Source organism: Acidovorax sp. 62 (assembly GCF_002754495.1).
In the GTDB taxonomy this organism is placed as follows: Bacteria; Pseudomonadota; Gammaproteobacteria; order Burkholderiales; family Burkholderiaceae_C; genus Acidovorax.
In genome coordinates this window covers 1015664-1033888 of record NZ_PEFJ01000001.1, presented here as the reverse complement: position 1 = coordinate 1033888, position 18225 = coordinate 1015664, and the positions used below count along the sequence as shown (strand labels likewise).

13 protein-coding genes and 1 pseudogene are annotated in these 18225 nt (G+C 65.1%); 7 read left to right on the top strand and 7 right to left on the bottom strand.

Features of this window, described 5'->3' with window-relative positions:
- Positions 1-56: 56 nt before the first annotated feature.
- From CLU86_RS04630 to CLU86_RS04620, 3 genes are all read left to right on the top strand, one after another.
- Positions 57-1223, top strand: coding sequence for an exo-alpha-sialidase (locus tag CLU86_RS04630; RefSeq protein ID WP_099740808.1), 1167 nt, complete (start codon positions 57-59; stop codon positions 1221-1223).
- Positions 1224-1346: 123 nt separating this feature from the next.
- Entirely contained in the window at positions 1347-2306 is a 960-nt protein-coding gene (locus CLU86_RS04625; RefSeq protein ID WP_099740807.1) for a D-isomer specific 2-hydroxyacid dehydrogenase family protein, read from the top strand.
- Between the two features lie 83 nt (positions 2307-2389).
- Positions 2390-3196 (top strand): aldolase/citrate lyase family protein, encoded by an 807-nt coding sequence (locus tag CLU86_RS04620; protein WP_099740806.1) that lies wholly within the window; start codon positions 2390-2392, stop codon positions 3194-3196.
- Positions 3197-3387: 191 nt separating this feature from the next.
- Here CLU86_RS04620 and pmbA read toward each other — a convergent pair whose 3' ends face one another.
- Complete coding sequence (gene pmbA, locus CLU86_RS04615) at positions 3388-4821, bottom strand: metalloprotease PmbA (RefSeq protein WP_099740805.1); 1434 nt, start codon at positions 4819-4821, stop codon at positions 3388-3390.
- A 64-nt stretch (positions 4822-4885) separates the two neighbouring features.
- Between pmbA and yjgA the strand changes: the two genes are divergently transcribed.
- From yjgA to CLU86_RS04600, 3 genes are all read left to right on the top strand, one after another.
- Positions 4886-5551 carry a ribosome biogenesis factor YjgA gene (gene yjgA / locus CLU86_RS04610; RefSeq protein ID WP_099740804.1) on the top strand — a complete coding sequence of 222 codons (666 nt, stop codon included), beginning with the start codon at positions 4886-4888 and terminating at the stop codon, positions 5549-5551.
- Positions 5544-6152 (top strand): molybdopterin adenylyltransferase, encoded by a 609-nt coding sequence (gene mog / locus CLU86_RS04605; RefSeq protein WP_099740803.1) that lies wholly within the window; start codon positions 5544-5546, stop codon positions 6150-6152. Before yjgA ends, mog begins: the two co-directional genes overlap by 8 nt.
- Before the next feature lie 96 nt (positions 6153-6248).
- A complete protein-coding gene (locus tag CLU86_RS04600; protein WP_099740802.1) occupies positions 6249-6605 on the top strand; it encodes a PilZ domain-containing protein in 357 nt (118 codons plus the stop codon).
- 105 nt (positions 6606-6710) lie between these two features.
- On the opposite strand, the gene cysE is transcribed toward CLU86_RS04600, so the two are convergent.
- Together cysE and CLU86_RS04590 are read right to left on the bottom strand one after the other, a co-directional pair.
- Positions 6711-7490, bottom strand: a complete 780-nt coding sequence (cysE, locus tag CLU86_RS04595) for a serine O-acetyltransferase (protein ID WP_099655055.1) — start codon at positions 7488-7490, stop codon at positions 6711-6713.
- A gap of 33 nt (positions 7491-7523) precedes the next feature.
- The gene (locus CLU86_RS04590; RefSeq protein WP_099740801.1) at positions 7524-8345 is read right to left on the bottom strand and encodes an RNA methyltransferase; all 822 of its coding nucleotides are present in this window, start codon (positions 8343-8345) and stop codon (positions 7524-7526) included.
- 151 nt (positions 8346-8496) lie between these two features.
- Here CLU86_RS04590 and CLU86_RS04585 point away from each other — a divergent pair, with 151 nt between their 5' ends.
- On the top strand, positions 8497-9426 hold the full coding sequence (locus CLU86_RS04585; protein ID WP_099740800.1) for an inositol monophosphatase family protein: 930 nt from the start codon (positions 8497-8499) through the stop codon (positions 9424-9426).
- A 96-nt stretch (positions 9427-9522) separates the two neighbouring features.
- Here the strand turns inward: CLU86_RS04585 and CLU86_RS04580 are convergent, their stop codons facing one another.
- From CLU86_RS04580 to CLU86_RS23270, 4 genes and pseudogenes are all read right to left on the bottom strand, one after another.
- Positions 9523-10653 (bottom strand): two-component system response regulator, encoded by a 1131-nt coding sequence (locus tag CLU86_RS04580; RefSeq protein WP_099743282.1) that lies wholly within the window; start codon positions 10651-10653, stop codon positions 9523-9525.
- A gap of 24 nt (positions 10654-10677) precedes the next feature.
- Positions 10678-15570: a PAS domain S-box protein gene (locus CLU86_RS04575; protein ID WP_099740799.1), complete on the bottom strand. Its 4893-nt coding sequence runs from the start codon at positions 15568-15570 to the stop codon at positions 10678-10680.
- Between the two features lie 204 nt (positions 15571-15774).
- Positions 15775-17385 (bottom strand): putative bifunctional diguanylate cyclase/phosphodiesterase, encoded by a 1611-nt coding sequence (locus CLU86_RS23275; RefSeq protein WP_369803872.1) that lies wholly within the window; start codon positions 17383-17385, stop codon positions 15775-15777.
- Between the two features lie 105 nt (positions 17386-17490).
- Positions 17491-17823, bottom strand: a pseudogene (locus tag CLU86_RS23270) (PAS domain-containing protein); the annotation flags it as partial.
- Positions 17824-18225 lie beyond the last annotated feature (402 nt).

Here is an 18225-nt window from a genome sequence, read left to right as displayed (position 1 = left end):
ACCGCCTGCGGCAACGCAGGCCATCAAGACACCCCCTTGCCCCTTTGGAGACCCCCATGCCCGACGGCCTGCTGCAACAGCACCCCGATGACGCCACCCGCCAGGTGGCCGACCTGCCCTCTCCCCGCGTTCAGGCCCACGCTGCCAATTTGATGGTGCTGGGCGATGGCGCCCTGGCCTGCGTGTGGTTTGGCGGCTCGATGGAGGGGCGCTCGGACATTTCGGTCTTCATGTCGCGCTTGGCGCCCGGGGCCCAGCAGTGGTCCGAGCCCGTACAGCTGTCGCACGACACAGAGCGGTCTGAGCAAAACCCCATCCTCTTCCCGGCGCCCGATGGCACGCTGTGGCTGCTGCACACCGCCCAGCTCTCGGGCCACCAGAACACTGCCGTGGTGCGCGTGCGCCGCTCTGCCGACCACGGCCAGACCTGGTCGGCCACCGAGACCCTGGCCGATGCCCCCGCAGGCACTTTTGTGCGCCAGCCCATCCATGTGCACCACAATGGCAGCTGGCTGCTGCCCGTGTTTTATTGCCGCGCTGAAGCAGGCCAGCCCTGGGATGGCAGCCATGACGACAGCGGCGTGCTGCGCTCCATCGACCAAGGCCGTACCTGGCAGCGCATCAGCGTGCCCGGCAGCCTGGGCTGCGTGCACATGAACATCGTGCCTGCGGCCAATGGCCAAAGCCTGCTGGCGTTCTTTCGCAGCCGCTGGGCCGACCACATCTACCGCACCCAAAGCGACGACGGCGGCCTGACCTGGCAAACGCCCCAGCCCACCGTGCTGCCCAACAACAACTCGTCGGTGCAGGCCCTGCGCCTGGCCGATGGGCGCCTGGCCATGATCTTCAACGCCAGCAGCGCCGCCAATGCCTCCGAGCGGCGCGAGTCGCTGTACGACGAGCTGGAGGACACCGGCGAAGGCACCCAGGGTGCCACCGTGGCCGCACCCGCTGCCCGCAAGGCCTTCTGGGGCGCACCGCGCGCACCCATGACGCTGGCGCTGTCGGCCGACGACGGCCTGACCTGGCCCTGGCAGCGCAGCCTGGAAGTGGGCGACGGCTGGTGCATGAGCAACGACTCCGAGCAAGGCCGCAACCGCGAGTACTCCTACCCCTCGCTGCGCCAGGATGCCGATGGCACGCTGCACCTGGCCTACACCGTGTTCCGCCAGCACATCCGCCACGTGCGCCTGCAGCCCGACTGGGCCATACAACAAACCTGAAACTGTTGCTTGGGCTTGAACTCATTTGAACCGTTCACGCTGAGCTTGTCGAAGGGCTCAGCCTGAACGGATATTTCAAGCGCAAAGAGGCCGAATCGACAGCATGAACCCAACACCCACCACATGAGCCCAAACCCCTTTCACGTCCTCGTTACCGCCGCGCACTGGGCGCCTGAAGCCCAGGCGCTGGTGCATGCCGCAGGCGGTCAGATCCACTTCATGGCAGAGCCCATCACCGAAGACCACCTGATCGCCCGGCTGGCCGAGACCGGCGCCCAGGTGCTGCTGGTGCGCGGCATCAAGCCCGTGAGCGAGCGGGTGCTGCAGGCAGCCCCTGCTCTGCGCCTGGTGGCCAAGAACGGCGCCGGGGTGGACGGCATTGACCTGGACGCCGCCCGCGCACGCGGCGTGGCCGTGGCCGTGGCCCCTGGTGCCAACGCCCGCGCCGTGGCCGAGCATGCGGTGGCGCTGATGCTGGCCCTGACGCGCCAGCTGCCACTGCTGGACCGCATGGTGCGCGCGGGCCAGTGGGCCCCCAGCACCTGGCAGGGGCGCGATTTTCGCGATGCCACGGTGGGCATCATTGGCTACGGTGCCATTGGCAAGGGCACGGCGCAACTGGCCGCTGCGCTGGGTGCGCGCGTGCTGGTGCTGCGCCCCCACGGCCAGGCCGATGGTTTTGCGACCGAGCCCGACCTGCACCAGTTTCTGCCCAAGGTGAACATCCTGAGCCTGCACTGCCCGCTGACCGAGAGCACACGCAACCTGATAGGCGCTGCAGAGCTTGCATTGCTGCCCAAGGGCAGCATCCTCATCAACACGGCGCGCGGCCCAGTAGTGAACGAAGCCGCGTTGATCAATGCCCTGCAAACCGGCCACCTCGAAGGCGCAGGCCTGGACACGTTCGACACCGAGCCCCTGCCCGCTGGCCACCCGCTGGCCCAATTGCCCAACGCCTTGCTAACGCCGCATGTGGCCGGCGTGACCCAAGGCGCATCGCTGCGGGTGTCCACCATCACTGCACAAAATATCGTGGACCACCTCACCGGCCCAGGCGCACCCGCGCAGCACCGGGTAGCGTGACAATCCCAAGAGCAAAGACCCAAACCCTTCCGAGCCACCGGCCCTGACTGCACAGGCTCCAAGCCCCTTTCATCCCACACACCATGCCAGCCCACAACCCCTTCAAAACCGCCCTGGCCGAGCGCCGCCCGCAAATTGGCCTGTGGCTGTCAATGGCCGACCCGTACCTGGCCGAAGCCGCTGCCACCACGGGCTACGACTGGCTGCTGATTGACGGCGAGCACGCTCCCAACGACCTGCGCAGCACCATGGGCGCTCTACAGGCGGTGGCCTCGCACCCCTCGCACCCCATCGTGCGGCTGGTGGAAGGCAACACCGCGCTCATCAAGCAAATGCTGGACATTGGCGTCAAAACCCTGCTGGTGCCCATGGTGGACACGGCAGAGCAAGCGCGCGGCATTGTGGCCGCCACGCAGTACCCGCCGCTGGGCATTCGCGGCGTGGGCAGTGCGGTGGGGCGCTCGTCGATGTGGAGCAGCCGCAGCGACTACCTCTCGATTGCCGACGACGAAGTCTGCCTGCTCGTGCAGGCCGAAACCGTGACCGCCCTGACCCACCTGGAGGCCATTTGCGCGGTGGACGGCGTGCACGGCGTCTTCATCGGCCCGGCCGACCTGGCTGCATCGATGGGCCACCGAGGCAACCCTGGCCACCCCGAGGTGCAGGCCGCCATCGAGGGCGCCATGAAGACCATCATCGCCAGCGGCAAGGCCGCCGGCACCCTCACCTCTGACCCCGTGCTGGCCCAGCGCTACCTGGACCTGGGCTGCACCTTTGTGGCCGTGGGGGTGGATGTGCTGATGTTTGCCAATGCAGCGCGCAAGCTGCGCGGGCAGTTTGCTGGGGCCACGGCTGCGGCAGCACCGGCCAAGCCCAGCGCAGGGTATTGAAGGATTGCCAAGCCCTCAGGCGATCCATTAGAAGAAAATGGCCTCTAGCGCTTATTCAACAAGCGCAAGCAGCTATCAAAATATGAGCAATTAGCCACAAACAAGGCACATCGGGCCCCACAAGTGGCCCACACAACAAAAAAGGCTCCTGGAACCCAGGAGCCTTTTTGCGTGGAGCGTGAACGCCCGTATCAGCTGCCAGCCACCTTCATGCGGTTGACCAGGATGGAGCCCACCGTCTTGGCGCCATAGTTGTAGGCATCGGCGCCCACGGCTTCAATGCCCTTGAGCATGTCCTTGAGGTTGCCTGCAATGGTGATCTCGTGCACGGGGAAGGCGATCTTGCCGTTCTCCACCCAAAAGCCGCTCGCGCCGCGTGAATAGTCGCCCGTCACGTAGTTGACGCCCTGGCCCATCAGCTCGACCACAAACAGGCCCGTGCCCAGCTTTTGCAGCATGGCGTCAAGGTTGTCGCTGGCTTGCGTGAGGCGCGAGGTCATCAGCAGGTTGTGCGAGCCACCGGCGTTGCCCGTGGTCTTCATGCCCAGCTTGCGGGCCGAGTAGCTGGAGAGGAAATAGCCCTCCACCCGCCCGCCTTTGACCACCTTGCGCGGCGCCACGCGCACACCCTCTTCGTCAAACGGCGAGCTGCCCTTGCCGCCCATCACAAACGGATCTTCCAGGATGTCGATGTGCTTGGGGAAGACTATCTTGCCCAGCGAGTCGAGCAAGAAACTGCTCTTGCGGTACAGCGAGCCACCGCTGACAGCTTGCACAAACCCACCCAACAGGCCTGCGGCCAGGGTCGATTCAAACAGCACAGGGCATTGGGTGGTGGGGATCTTGCGGCTGCCCAGGCGGCTTAAGGCGCGCTGCGCGGCGTAGCGGCCCACAGCCTCGGGCGAGGCCAGGTCGGCCGCGTTGCGCATGGAGCTGTACCAGGCATCGCGCTGCATCTCGGCATTCTTGCCGGGCAACGAGGCGATGGGTGCCACCGAGAAGCTGTGGCGCGAGCTGGCATAGCCACCGCGAAAGCCGCGTGTGTGGGCGCTGAAGAAATGGCTTTGCTGGGCCGACACGCCCGCGCCTTCGCTGTTGGTGATGCGGCGGTGCGTCTTGAGCGCAGCGGCCTCGCAGGCCTTGGCCATCTCGGCGGCGGCTTCGCTGGTGATGGCCCAGGGGTGGAACAAATCCAGGTCGCGGTGGGTATCGGGCGGGGCGATGTCTGCCGCATCGGGCAAACCGGCCACAGGGTCTTCGGCCGTGAAGCGGGCGATGTCATAAGCGGCCTGCACGGTCTGCTCGATCGCCTTGGTCGAAAAATCGGAGGTGCTGGCGTTGCCACGGCGGTGGCCGAGGTAGACCGTCACGCCCAGTGACTTGTCGCGGTTGCGCTCCACGTTCTCCAGCTCGCCCTTGCGCACGCTGACCGAGAGGCCGCAGCCTTCAGATGCCTCGGCCCCCGCATCGGTGGCGCCCAGCTTCTTGGCGTGGGCCAGGGCCCGGTCTACCAGCTCTTCAAAAAACGGGCGGCTGTAGCTGAAACCGCTGGCGGGTGCGTGGGAGGAGGCGGAAGCCTTGGCAACGGCCGGGGCGCTTTTCGCGCGGGTAGAAGGTTTATTCATAGCGGCGGCTATGATACTTGCCACTGTGGCGCACTCGCTGCCACCTCTCTCTTTGCCCCCACCCATGTCACGCAAACCCAAAAAAGGCTACTTTGTGCGAGGCCAATTCGTTGCCGAAGGCAGCGAAATGGACATCCAGCTCAAGGCCGAACTCAAAGGCACGCCCGATGCCAGCCGCACCGATCTCAAACGCGAAAGCGACGAACTGCAAGACCTGGGCAAAGAACTGCTGAGCCTGCGCTCGGACCTGTTTGATGCCGTGGGCCTGCCCGACAAGCTGGTGGATGCCCTGGCCGAGGCCAAGCGCATCACCAACTTTGAAGGCAAGCGCCGCCAGATGCAGTACGTGGGCAAGCTCATGCGCAAGCTGGAGCCCGAGGTGGTGCAGGCCGCGCGCACCGCCCTGGAAGAACAGCACAAGGGCTCGGCCTCAGAAAAACTGCAGCTGCACTTGGCCGAGCAGTGGCGCGACCGCCTGATTGTCGACGACGCCACCCTGCCCCTGTGGATGGACGAACACCCCACCACCGACACGCAGCAGCTGCGCGCCCTGATCCGCCAGGCCCGCAAGGATGCACCGCCCGCCGACAAGGCCGCGGTGTCGCAAGGCCTTGCCCCGCGCAAGGGCCGCGCCTACCGCGAGCTGTTCCAACTGGTGCGCGAGCACCTGGGCGGCACCGGGCTGGAGCGCGAAGATGCGGCCGACACCGAGGCTGACGGCGATGAGTGAAGCAGTGATCCCCGGCCACGACGCCGTAAAAATCGGCATCGTCTCCATCAGCGACCGTGCCAGCACGGGCGTGTATGAAGACAAGGGCCTGCCCGCCTTGCAAGACTGGCTGGGGCGCGCACTGCGCAACCCCGTCCACTTCGAGGCCCGCCTTATCCCCGACGAGCAGGACACCATCAGCGCCACGCTGATCGAGCTGGTGGATGCAGGCTGCAGCTTGGTGCTGACCACCGGCGGCACGGGCCCTGCGCTGCGCGATGTGACCACTGAGGCCACCCTGGCCGTGGCCCACAAGGAAATGCCGGGCTTTGGCGAACAGATGCGCCAGATCAGCCTGAAATTTGTGCCCACGGCCATCCTCTCGCGCCAGGTGGCGGTGGTGCGGAGCCAAAGCCTCATCATCAACCTGCCCGGCCAGCCCAAGGCCATTGCCGAGACACTGGAAGGCCTGAAGGACGCCGACGGCCAGCAGATCGTGCCGGGCATCTTTGCCGCCGTACCGTACTGCATTGACCTGATTGGCGGCCCCTACATGGAAACGCGGGACGAAGTCTGCAAAGCCTTTCGTCCCAAAAACGCGATCCGCGTGCGGACCGCGTAACGGCTGCGGCCGCGCCTGATGCGGCCCCCCCGCAAACGATCTGCGCCAATGCCCCATGCACAGGGCCCTGGCGCCCAGAAGACCTCTTGACCCTGTATGACCTCCCCACTGCCCACCCCATCCAATGACGAACGCCGCAACCACGAGCGGCGCATCCTGCGGGTGCAGGCCGAGTTGATCCTGACGGGCCGACCGCCCCTGGCAGTGCGCACCATGGACATCAGCGAGGGGGGCCTCAGCGTGTTGTGCCCCATCAATCTGCCCGCGCGCACCGAATGCACGGTGAAGGTATCGCTGCCCGTGCCCCCCACCGGCCGCAAACCTGTGGAACTGCGTGCCGTGGTGCGCTACAGCATCCTCAGCAGCTCTGGAGGCGGGTTTCAACTGGGGATGAGCGTGCCCGTGACCGACCCGGTCACCGCTGCGGCGATCAAGGCATACATCAAAAACTGAGGGCGGCTTGCAGGCCGCGCAAACCCGGTCAAAGCGGCTCTGTGCGGCGATGCCATGCGATGCAACGCGCACGGCCTGGCCCCGCATGGCCCCAGGCCAGGGCTCTTACTTGCCCACCAGCTCGGTGAGCTTGCCCGCCTCAAACTGCTCTTTGAGGGCCGCATCGCAGGGCACGCAGTCTTGAGTCTTCTGCATGGCCGACAGCTTCTCAATCGCCTGCCAGAGCAAGGCGATCTGGTGCTCTTGTGACGACGCGTTGTCAATCAGCCCACGCATGGCCTGCGACAGCGGGTCGTCCTCCTGCGTGATGCCGTAGGCCGTGAACTTGCGCTGCTGCTGAGGTTCGGTCACGTCAGCGCTTTGGCCTTCTTTGGACGGGATGATGCGCGCCGGAATCCCCACCGCCGTGGCGCCAGCAGGCACGGGCTTGATGACCACGGCGTTGCTGCCGATCTTGGCGCCATCGCCCACCTCAAAGCCACCCAGCACCTTGGCCCCCGCGCTCACCACCACGTCTTTGCCCAGCGTGGGATGGCGCTTGGCGCCTTTGTACAGCGAGGTACCACCCAACGTCACACCCTGGTAGATGGTGCAGCCGTCGCCAATCTCGGCCGTCTCGCCCACCACCACGCCCATGGCGTGGTCGAAGAACACGCGCTCGCCCAGCTTGGCGCCGGGGTGAATCTCAATGCCCGTGAACCAGCGCGCAAAGTGCGAGATGAAACGCCCCAGCCACTTGAGCCCGTGCCCCCAGCACCAGTGCGCAGGCCGGTGCAACCACACGGCGTGCAGGCCGGGGTAACAGGTGATGACCTCCCAGGTACTGCGCGCTGCAGGGTCACGGTCAAGGATGCACTGGATGTCGGAGCGCAGGCGGGCAAACATGTTGGGCTTGTTTTTGGAATATGGAAATGCAGTCTAGCGCTTTGCCTGGGCGGCTTCGAGCATGGCTTTGGCGACACCACGCAGGATGTGGATTTCTTCGGGGCTGAGTTGCGCGCGGTTGAAAAGCTGGTTCAGGCGGGGCATGAGCTTCTTGGGCGCAGCGGGGTCCAGAAAGCCGATACCCGTCAGTGCCTGCTCCCAGTGGGCCAGCATGCCCGCCACCTGGGCCGCGTCGGCTTGCACGCGGGCAGGGGTCGCGTCTTGCACCGCAAAGCCGCCCAGCGCCTGGCGCCAGTCGTAGGCAATAACCTGGATGGCTGCGCCCAGATTGAGCGAGCCAAAGCCCGGATTGGTGGGAATGGAGAGCGCCGCGTGGCAGCGGTACACGTCTTCGTTGGTCATGCCAAAGCGCTCAGAGCCAAACAGGAACGCCACGCCGGTGTGCCCGCCCGCTGGGGCTGGGCTGCCGCCGTCGGCCTCACCGGCCACTGCGCTTGAAACATTTTCAGGCTGCAAGGCTTGTGCATCCAGCGCAAGGCGCTCTTGTTTCAATAGCATCTCAAAGTGCGCACGGGGCTCCACCGTAGGGGGGCCAAAGTCGCGCGGGGTCATGGCGGTGGCGCACAGGTGGCTGATGCCCTCCAGGGCTTCGTCCAGCGTCGCCACGATGCGCGCCTTCTCCAGCACATCCAGTGCACCGCTGGCGCGCTGGATGGTTTCTTCCTTGCGCAGCACATTGGGCCAGCGCGGCGCCACCAGCACCAGGTCGTCAAAACCCATGACTTTCATGGCACGGGCGGCGGCGCCCACATTGCCAGCATGGCTGGTGTTGATCAGGACAAAACGGGTCTTCATGAACGGGCTGCTAGGTAAAAATCCGGCGGTGCAGTTAAAATAGAAGGCTTATTGTCGCTGCCCGCATCGCCCGGCTGCGATCACCGCTCATGATCCGCAAGACATTTGCATCGCGCAACGCGGTCCGAAGCCTTGCTCACCACCACAATCTATGTCGTCAAATCTGCACCCCATGCTCAACGTGGCCATCAAGGCTGCACGCGCCGCCGGCGCCATCATCAACCGCGCGGCCCTGGACGTGGAATCCGTGCGTATCTCGCAAAAGCAGATCAACGACTTTGTGACCGAAGTGGATCATGCGTCCGAGAAAATCATCATCGAAACCCTGCTCACGGCCTACCCTGGCCACGGCATCCTGGCCGAAGAGTCGGGCAAAGAGTACGGCGCCAAAGACTCGGACTTCGTCTGGGTGATTGACCCGCTGGACGGCACCACCAACTTCATCCATGGCTTTCCTGTGTACTGCGTGAGCATTGCGCTCACCGTCAAGGGCAAGGTCGAGCAAGCCGTGGTGTACGACCCCACCCGCAACGACCTGTTCACCGCCACCAAGGGCCGTGGCGCCTACCTGAACGAGCGCCGCATCCGCGTGAGCAAGCGCACCCAGCTCAAGGACTGCCTGATCTCCACCGGCTTCCCCTTCCGCCCGGGCGACAACTTCAAGAGCTACATGAACATGATGGCCGACGTGATGCAACGCACGGCTGGCCTGCGCCGCCCCGGCGCTGCCGCGCTCGACCTGGCTTACGTGGCTGCGGGCTTTACCGATGGTTTCTTTGAAACCGGCCTGTCGATCTGGGACGTGGCTGCGGGCTCGCTGCTGGTGACCGAAGCCGGTGGCCTGATCGGCAACTTCACGGGCGAAGCCGACTTCATGGAACAGCGCGAATGCATGGCGGGCAACCCACGCATCTACGGCCAGCTCGTTCCCATCCTGGGCAAATACAGCAAGTTTGCAGGCGCAGGCGACAAGGCAGCGGTGCGCCAGGCTGCAGAGGACGAGGCGGTAGACGCGGCAACCCCAGCGAGCGAAACAGCCGCGCCAAGCGATGCATCAGCCACAGGCGACGCACCCTTCTGATCGCCAGTCCAGGCTGCTGCGCGGTTAACTCCGTGCAGCAAGCAGCCCCAAGGCATCACAAGACAGCACCAGACGGGCCCTTCAGGGGCCCGTTGTTCATTCAGGATCGGGGTACTTGAGTGCGATGCTGCGGAAGTCTTCCGCAATGTCCACAAAGGCATCCACCATGTCCGGGTCAAAGTGGGTGCCCTTGCCCTTGAGGATGGTGCTGCAGGCCTGCTCGTGCGAGAAGGCCACCTTGTACACGCGCTTGTTGATGAGCGCGTCGTACACATCGGCCACCGCCATGAGCCGGGCCGACACCGGAATATCCTCGCCCGCCAGCCCCAGCGGGTAGCCGCTGCCGTCCCACTTTTCCTGGTGGCTGTAGGCAATTTCCTTGGACACGCTCAAAAACGCCACCCGCATGCCCAGCCGCCGCTCGGCGTCTTCGATCGCGTTGCGCCCCAGCGTGGTGTGGGTCTTCATGACCTCAAACTCGTCCACCGTGAGCTTGCCAGGCTTGAGCAAGATACTGTCCGGGATGCCGATCTTGCCAATGTCGTGCAGCGGCGCCGATTTGTAGAGCAGCTCGATCATGCGCTCGGTCAGCACCGACTCAAAGCGCGGATGGTTGCGCAAACGCTCGGCCAACGTTTTCACATACAGCTGGGTGCGGCGGATGTGGTTGCCGGTTTCGTTGTCGCGCGTCTCCGCCAGCGACGTCATGGCCATGATGGTCACGTCCTGGATGGCCTGCACCTCCAGGGTGCGCAAAGCCACTTCGCGCTCCAGGTAGGCGCTTTTGTCGCGCAAAAAATCGGCCGTGGCCTTCAGCGCCAGGTGGGTGTTGACGCGGGCCAGCAAAATGGGCGGGCTGATGGGCTTGGTGATGTAGTCCACAGCCCCCAGGGCCAGGCCCATGCGCTCATCGTCAGGGTCTGAGCGGGCGGTCAGAAAAATCACCGGGATGTCTCGGGTGGCCGCATTGGCCTTGAGGCGGCGGCACACTTCATAGCCATCGATCTCGGGCATCATGATGTCCAGCAGCACCAAATCGGGTGGAGTGCCCGACAGTGCGATCTTCAGGGCCTTCTCGCCGTTGTTGGCCACCTTCACCATGAAGTGATCGCGCAGCAAGGTCCCCATGAGCGTGAGGTTCTCGGGCGTGTCGTCCACCACCAGCACGGTGGCGATGTGCTTGTCCACCAGGGTGGACGAATTCACGACAAAGGGCGCTTGTTCCATGGGCATTCCTGCGAAGTACACCGTTCAGAGATCCTGGCCACCAATGGGGCGATCCTGGGGATCACCCTCCCGCCGCTCGGGCATCTGCTCCAGGGCCAGTTCGAAATCAAAGTTGCGAACCTGCGCCTGCACCACCGCAAAGCTTTCGCCCAGCACGGCTTGAAGCATAGTTGCATTGTGTTGCAAAAACTCGGTGGCCGCCGGGTCATCACGCTCCAGCAGTTGACGCAACTGCGCCAAGGCGTCTTCGGGCGATGCCACGGCCACCTCTGGGGTAGGCACTGGCGCCACAGGCACGGGCGAGACCTGCGCCAACTCAGACTGCCGCACCCATGCTTGCAAGCCTGCCACCAACGGCTCCATGGACGCCGCCAGCGCACCCAGCAGCGGAATCAATTGGGGGGTCGAACGGTCGACCAGCGGGTTGCGCAGAGCCTGCTCCAGCGCATGCGCGTGCTCTGAGGCTTCCTGCGCCCCGATGTTGGCCGCCACCGAGCGCAGCGTGTGCGCCAGCCGTTCGGCCAGCGCACGGTCGTCGCCCGCAATGGCCGCATCGATCTGGGACACCACCGAAGACTGCGCCTGCACAAAGCGGGTCAGCATGTCGGCATACAGCGCAGGCTTGCCCAGGGCGCGCTGCAACCCCAGGGTGGTATTGAGCCCCAGCACCACCGGCGGCCACCCCACCAGGCGCGGCACCGGCGCGGCAGGCACCACCAGGGGCTGCGACAGCGCGGGCGCCGGCACAGCCTGCGCCCCCAGACCGGGGCGCGGACGGATCCAGCGCGACAGCGCGGCCCACAGCGCGGCTGGCTCAATGGGTTTGGCCACATGGTCGTTCATACCCGCAGCAAAGCAACGTTGCCGGTCGGACTCCATGGCGTTGGCCGTCATGGCGATGATGGGCAGCTCACGGTAACGCGGGTCCTGGCGCAGTTGCCGGGTGGCGGTTTCCCCGTCCATCACGGGCATCTGCATGTCCATCAACACGGCGTCGTAGCTGGCTTGTTCCAGTTGGTCCAAGGCCATCTTGCCGTTGTCCGCCACATCCACCACAAAGCCCGCGTCGCGCAGCAACTCCACCGCAACAATCTGGTTGAGTTCGTTGTCCTCCACCAGCAGCACGCGGGCACCGCGCACAGCCAGGGGCAACACCTCCACCGCCGGGGCAACGGCAGGCACACGCAGGTGGCTTGCGCCGTCCAGGGGCTGCATCAAGGTGTCAAACAACAGCGAAGCATTGACGGGCTTGATCAGCACCGTCTCGATGCCCTCGGCGCGTGCTGCGCGCATCACATCCTCGCGGCCATAGGCCGTGACCATGAGCATCTGCGGCACCTGGGGCATGCCCAGGCTGCGGATGTGCCTGGCCAGCTCCACGCCGTCCATGCCCGGCATGTGCCAGTCCAGCAGCAGCAGGCCATAGGGGCGCTGCTTGTCCATGGATTCGCGCAGCGTCTGCAAGGCCTCCAGGCCCGAGTAGACCTGGTCCACTTCAAAGCCCATGGCCATCAACATGTCAGACAGCACGGTGGCCGCAGTGTGGTTGTCGTCCACCACCAGCACGCGCCGCCCGCGCAGGTCGGCCGGGGGCTGCAGCACCCGTGCAGGCGCACCCCGCTCCAGCGGCAGCGTGATCCAGAAGGTAGACCCCCGACCAAACTCGCTGCGCACCCCCACCTCGCCCCCCATCAGCTCCGCCAGGCTCTTGCAGATGGCCAGCCCCAGCCCCGTGCCGCCGTAGCGGCGCGTGGTGGAGGTGTCGGCCTGCTGAAAGCTCTGGAACAGGCGAGCAATCTGCTCTGGCGTCAGCCCGATGCCGGTGTCGCGCACCTCAAATCTGAGCATGACGCGCTGGGCACTTTGCTCCAGCAGGCGCACCACAATGCTGATCTCCCCCTTGTCGGTGAACTTGATGGCGTTGTTGGCGTAATTGATGAGGATCTGCCCCAATCGCAACGCATCCCCCACCAGATTGGGCGGCACATCGCTGGCCACATCGCACACCAGCTCCAGGCCCTTGACGCCCGCCTTGTAGCCCACCACATCGGCCACGCTCTCGAGCAGTCGGTCCAGCACAAAGGGCTGCTTTTCCACCGACAGCTTGCCCGCCTCGATCTTTGAAAAATCCAGGATGTCGTTGATGACCCCCAGCAGGTGTTGGCCGGCCTGCTGGATCTTGCTCACATAGTCATGCTGGCGCGGGTTCAAGCCCGATTTGAGTGCCAGGTGCGACATGCCGATGATGGCGTTCATCGGGGTGCGGATTTCATGGCTCATGTTGGCCAGAAAATTGGACTTGAGCGCCGTCGACTCCTCGGCCAGGTCTTTGGCGCGCAGCAGGCTTTGCTCTGCCAGCTTGCGCTCGGTGATGTCGACAAACGTCCCGATCGCACCGCCCGCAGACCCGTCCGGTCTCAAAAAGCCGTGCAGCCAAAAAAGGGTGTGGTGCATCTGGCCATCGGCATAAGGCAGGTCCACCTCTTTGTGCACCGCCCGCACGCCGTCCAAGGCCTGCGCAGCATCCTGGTCAAACTGCGAGCGCAACTCATCGGGCAAGAAGCCCAAGTCGTAAACGGTTTTGCCGATGAATTCGGCGCGCTGCACACCAAACGCCTGCTCATAGGCGCGGTTGAAGCCGATGTAGCGGCCATCGGCCCCTTTGTAAAACAGGGGCACGGGGATGGCGTCGATCAACGCCTGCTGGAAGTCCAGCTGCGCAGCCACCTGGGCCTCCAACTGCTTTTGGTCGTGGATATCGACATTCACGCCCACCACGCGCACGGCGCGCCCCTGCTCATCGCGGAAGATGCGAGCGGCCTCCAGGAACCAGCGCACCTCGCCGTCGGGCCGCACGATGCGCCAGGAGTCACGCAAATAGTCTTGCGTGCCCTGGATGCTGGCATCGAAGTAATCGCGGGCGCGGTCACGGTCCTGCGGGTGCAGGCAGGCCAGCCAATCGTCGCGCGACTGGGGCTGCGAGTCGGGGGCAAAGCCCATCATCACTGCCAGCTTGGAAGACCACAGAATGCGGCCGCTGAGCAAGTCCACGTCAAAGACACCGATCTTGCCGGCCTCCTGCGCCAGCTCCAGCCGCTCATGGATTTCGCGCAGCGCCACCTCGGCCTGCCGTGCCTCGGTCACGTCCTCGATCACCCACAGCGAGGCATTGGCAAACCCCTCCATCTGCAGGCGCCGCCCTGACAGCCGCGCATGGAAGCTGCTGCCATCGGGCCGGTACAACAAGGCCGTCTCACGCACCGCCTCATCGGGCTCCAGCCCCGGCATGCCCTTGGTACGGAAGGCCTCATAGGGCACATCACCACCAAACAAAAACGCCGCATAGCGCCCCAGCAGTTGCGACGAGGTTTCGCCCATGAGGGCCACAAACGCGGGGTTGAACTGGCGCAGCTGCCCATCGCAAATCAGCACGATGGGCGGAGCATTGTCAAAAATGGCGGTTTGCTGCTCCAGCAGCTCATTGAGCAGGCGCTCGCGGCGCTGCAACTCGGCCTGCGAGCGCATGCGCTCCGACACTTCTTCGTGCAGGCCCACGATCGCAATGCGCTTGCCCCGCGCATCGAACACGGGCGACAGGGTCGCCTCGTCGTGGTAGATGCTGCCGTCCCGGCGCTGGTTGACAAAATTGCCTTGCCAGGACTGCCCCGAGAGCAACGTGGCCCACATGGACTGGTAGGTGGCCGCAGGCGTCTGGCCGCTGGACACGATCGACGGCTTGCCCCCTCGCACCTCCTCCAGCGTGTAGCCGGTGTTGCGCTCGTACTGGGGGTTGACCCATTCAATGCGGCCATCGCCATCGGTAATCACCACCGCCACCGGACTGCTCTCCAGCGCGGCCCCCAGCACCCTGAAGCGCTCCAGCGCAGCCGCCACTTGCGCGCGGCTGCGCAGCAAATCCAGCAGCAACCAGCCCAGCAGCGCAAACAGCACAAACGCCACGGCCCCCACCTGCAAGCGCTGCGACCAGGGCATCAAAGCACTCACATCGTCCAGCAGCACCAGTTGCCACTGCCCACCCGGGTCGTGCAGATCGATGCTGCGGTGCCCGATGGCATGGGGCACCCCGTTGAGCACGACCTGCGTGGCTTCGGGGCTGAAGGGGAGTGCTGAGGCCACGCCCTTGTCAAAATGCCGCCCAAACTGCCGCGACGCGCGGATGCTGTCGATGCGGGCCTGCGTGAGGGGTGGCGCCACGGCAAACAGCCACTCGGGTCGCGTAGACGAAAACGCCACCCCCTGCGGCGACAGCAGCAAAGCGGGCATGCCAATGCGCGCCAGCAGGTTGTCAAACGACTCAAAACCCACCTTGAACATCACCACGCCAATGATGGCGCCCGACGGCGAATCCATCTCGTACAGCGGGGCGGCGTAGTACAAGCCGCGCTCTTGTGAGTTGGTGCCAATGGCGGGGTACACACTCACCCCACCCTGTATGGCTTGCTGAAAGTAGGGGCGGTAAGCCAGATTAATGCCCGTGGAGCGCGGCCCGGCGGTCTCGTGGGCCACCACGGTGCCGTCGGCCGACATCACGTACACGCCTTGCACCAGAAACCGCTCACGGGCCACGCTCAGGCGGGCCAGCGCCTGCGGGTAGTCCGGAGCAAGCACGCCCCGGGCCATGTCCTTGAGCAAAGGCTCGCTCAGCCCCAGCAACGACACAGCCCCCGACATGCCGGAGCCCATGGCCTGGTTGTTGAGCAAATCGGTCGCTTGCTGCAGTTTGGTCTGGCGGTCTTCGTTGCGGTCCACCCCTCGCCAGTAGGCAAACAGCTCCACCGTGAGCCAGGCCGCCAGCAATGCGGCCACGGCCACGACAGCTACCGCCCTGAAGCCCTGGGCATTGCGGTCCAAAACCTTGTCCACAAACACCCCCACGCCGCCACCTGCCCGCTTCATGCCCAGCGCAACGCAGCACCCCGGCTGCGCACCCCACGGTCTGACCCAAATGACTTATCGCGCATCACTCACTCCCTAAAGACTGAACGCACCCACGCGCTATCGATTGAGATATTTCGTCGCTGAATGGGCCCTGCCAGCGCGCCCGTAGCACCCCGCCTGCGCCAAGTGGTGGTGCCGCCTCACGCGCTCGCCGCCGCAGCGCTACTGGTGCGGGTACAAAAACGCATCCATCTCTTCCAAAGGCACAGGCCTGCCAAACAGATACCCCTGGAACCCCTCGCACCCATGCAGCCTCAAGAACCCCAGCTGCCCCGCCGTCTCCACCCCCTCGGCCACCACCTCCAGGTCCAGGCTCTTGGCCAGCGCCAGGATCGTCCTCACAATCGCCGCGTCGTTCGGGTCGCTCAGCACGTCCCGCACAAAGCTCTGGTCTATCTTCACCTGGTCCAGCGGCAGCCGCTTGAGGTAGCTCAAGCTCGAGTACCCCGTGCCAAAGTCGTCCAGCGCAAAGCCCACCCCTTCTTTCTTGAGTTGCTCCATGCGCTCTATCGTGTCTTCGATGTCTCCCAGCAGCAGGCTTTCCGTGAGTTCGAGTTTGAGTCGGTGCGGGTCGGCCTGGCAGTCTTTCAAGGTGCCCAGCACTTGGGCCACGAAGCCTGCTTGTCTGAATTGCCGGGCGCTGACGTTCACCGACAGGGTCAGGTGCGCTGTGGCCGGGTTTTGCGCCCAGGCGGCCAGTTGGCTGCAGGCGGTGTGCAGTACGGTTTGCCCCAGTGGCAGGATCAGGCCGGTTTGCTCTGCCAGGGGGATGAAGTCTGCCGGGCTGATCATGCCGCGCTGGGGGTGGCGCCAGCGTGCCAGGGCTTCTGCCCCCACGAGTTTGCCGTCGTGGTCCACCACGGGTTGGTAGTGCACCATGAGTTCGCCCCGTGCCAGGCCTTGGCGCAGGTCGGCTTCCAGGTTGGAGCGGGCGTTCACCGCCGCTTGCATGTCGGGGTCAAAGAAGCGTTGGGTGTTGCGTCCTGCGGCTTTGGCCTGGTACATGGCCAGGTCTGCGCGTTTGAGCAGTTCATCGACCGTCAGGCGTTGTTCTCCGTACAGGGTGATGCCGATGCTGGGGGTGCTGTAGTGTTGGCCTCCGTCCAGCGCGAAGGGTTCGTTCAGGCTGGCCAGGAGTTTGTCGGCGACGATTTCTGCCTGGCTGGCGGCTTCGTGCAGGTCGGCGCTGAGGTTTTCCAGCATGACGACGAATTCGTCGCCCCCAAAGCGTGAGACGGTGTCGGCTTCGCGCACGCTGCCCACCAAGCGGGCGGCCACTTGCGACAAAAGCTGGTCGCCCATGTCGTGGCCCAGGGTGTCGTTCAAGTCTTTGAAGTTATCGAGGTCGATGAACAGCAGCGCCCCTTGGGCTTTGGTGCGCTGGCCTGCGGCGATGGAGCGTTGCAGCCGGTCCAGCAGCAGGCGCCGGTTGGGCAGGCCTGTCAGGGCGTCGTAGAACGCCAGCCTTTCGATCTCTTGCTCTGCTCGCTTGCGGTCTGTGATGTCCATGGTGAAGCCATGCGACAGCACCGTGCCATCAGGCTCCTTGTGAGGCACGGCGCTGGTCATGTGCCAGCGCACATCGCCCTCGGGCGTGTTGACGCGGTATTCGCACTGCCAGGGCACCATGCGGCGCACCGACACCAGGGCCGAGCGGCGCAGCTGTGGCGCATCCTCAGGCACCACATGCTTGAGCAGCAGGCCATGGTCCCGCGCCACATCGCTGGGGGTGACACCCAGAAACTGGCGCACGGCATCGCTGATGTACTGCACGCTGGCCGTTGAGCCATCGGTATGCAAACGATATTGGTAAATGAACCCCGGAATGCGGCTGGCAATGCGCTGGATGAAGAGCAGTTGCTCGCGCAGTTGCTCGGCGGCACGGTGCTCTTCCGTCACGTCCTGCACCACCCCCATCTGCACCGACATGCCATCGCGCGACAGCGAATGCCGCACGCGCGAACGCATCCAGCGCACCTCGCCATCGGGGCGCTGCCAGCGGTATTCCATGTCCGAGCCATCGCCCAGTCGGCAGGCCTTGTCGTAAATCAGGCGGTCTTCTGCAGGAATGCCGCTGACCGCCCGCTCGGTGCTGAGCCACTCCTGGCGCTCAAACCCGGCAATGTCACACAGGCCGGGGGACCACAGCAGCACCGTCTCGCCCGGGTCCTCGATGCGGCGCCAGTGGCCTGCATGGGCCAGGCTTTCCATGGTGTTGAAGACCTCGGTCTGCTCGTGCAGATCACGGCGGGCATCCTCCAGGGCCGCCTCGGCGCCCGCCAGGGCCACGCGCAGGTTTTCGGCCTCGGAGGCGTCGCGCACGCTCACCACAATGCAGTGGTCGGCCACGCGCCGGGCCGACAAGTCCCACGCCAGTTGCACCCGCGTGCCTTCGCGCACCACCTGGCGGCAGTCCAGCGGCACGCCCAGGCGCGCCACGGCGCACAGCTGGTCCACCAGCGAGGTGCCGGCGAGCAAATCAAAAACGACCTCGGCCACCACGCCTTCCTCGCGCACCGCGCCCAGGCCCGGCATGCGGCGGGCCGCGGCGTTGGCCGCCCACAGGTAGAGGTGGTCTTCCTCCAGGCGAAACTCCAGCAGCGCCACAGGCAC

Bases quoted from the DNA above. Each gene is read 5' to 3' on its own strand.
- CLU86_RS04630 (WP_099740808.1), top strand. From the start codon at position 57: ATGCCCGACGGCCTGCTGCAACAGCACCCCGATGACGCCACCCGCCAG.
- CLU86_RS04625 (WP_099740807.1), top strand. From the start codon at position 1,347: ATGAGCCCAAACCCCTTTCACGTCCTCGTTACCGCCGCGCACTGGGCG.
- CLU86_RS04620 (WP_099740806.1), top strand. From the start codon at position 2,390: ATGCCAGCCCACAACCCCTTCAAAACCGCCCTGGCCGAGCGCCGCCCG.
- pmbA (WP_099740805.1), bottom strand. From the start codon at position 4,821: ATGAATAAACCTTCTACCCGCGCGAAAAGCGCCCCGGCCGTTGCCAAG.
- yjgA (WP_099740804.1), top strand. From the start codon at position 4,886: ATGTCACGCAAACCCAAAAAAGGCTACTTTGTGCGAGGCCAATTCGTT.
- mog (WP_099740803.1), top strand. From the start codon at position 5,544: ATGAGTGAAGCAGTGATCCCCGGCCACGACGCCGTAAAAATCGGCATC.
- CLU86_RS04600 (WP_099740802.1), top strand. From the start codon at position 6,249: ATGACCTCCCCACTGCCCACCCCATCCAATGACGAACGCCGCAACCAC.
- cysE (WP_099655055.1), bottom strand. From the start codon at position 7,490: ATGTTTGCCCGCCTGCGCTCCGACATCCAGTGCATCCTTGACCGTGAC.
- CLU86_RS04590 (WP_099740801.1), bottom strand. From the start codon at position 8,345: ATGAAGACCCGTTTTGTCCTGATCAACACCAGCCATGCTGGCAATGTG.
- CLU86_RS04585 (WP_099740800.1), top strand. From the start codon at position 8,497: ATGTCGTCAAATCTGCACCCCATGCTCAACGTGGCCATCAAGGCTGCA.
- CLU86_RS04580 (WP_099743282.1), bottom strand. From the start codon at position 10,653: ATGGAACAAGCGCCCTTTGTCGTGAATTCGTCCACCCTGGTGGACAAG.
- CLU86_RS04575 (WP_099740799.1), bottom strand. From the start codon at position 15,570: ATGAAGCGGGCAGGTGGCGGCGTGGGGGTGTTTGTGGACAAGGTTTTG.